This is a genomic window from Cupriavidus phytohabitans (assembly GCF_017815025.1).
In the GTDB taxonomy this organism is placed as follows: domain Bacteria; phylum Pseudomonadota; class Gammaproteobacteria; order Burkholderiales; family Burkholderiaceae; genus Cupriavidus.
Map to the genome: position 1 here is coordinate 1 of NZ_JAGIQB010000255.1, position 490 is coordinate 490.

Annotated in this window: 1 protein-coding gene; it reads left to right on the top strand. The window is 61.0% G+C overall.

Features of this window, described 5'->3' with window-relative positions; translation table 11 throughout:
- A partial coding sequence (locus tag J8I34_RS34390; protein ID WP_209808629.1) for an IS630 family transposase occupies window positions 1–490 on the top strand: 490 nt, incomplete at both ends.

Genomic DNA, 490 nt, shown 5'->3' on the forward strand with positions numbered 1-490 from the left:
GAGCAACTCAAGGCGCTGACGATGCGGCGCAAGACCGCACAGGCGTTGGCGTTACGCGCGCGCATTGTGCTGGCTAGCGCTGAAGGCTTGGACAACAAGACCGTCGCGGCAAAGCAGCGTGTCACTCAGCAAACCGTATCGAAATGGCGTGCGCGGTTCGTGGCGCATCGGCTCGATGGACTGCTCGATGCGCCGCGCCCAGGGACACCGAGGTCCATCGATGATGCACAGGTGGATGCGGTTATTGCCAAGACGCTCGAATCCGTGCCGGCCAATGCCACCCACTGGAGCACGCGCAGTATGGCTCGCGCGGCAAATCTATCTGCGTCGACCGTGACGCGTATCTGGCGTGCGTTTGGACTGCAGCCTCATCGACAGGAGACCTTCAAGCTCTCCACCGACCCATTGTTCGTGGAGAAGGTGCGCGATATCGTGGGGTTGTACCTCGACCCACCGCTCAAAGCCATGGTGTTGTGCGTTGACGAGAAGA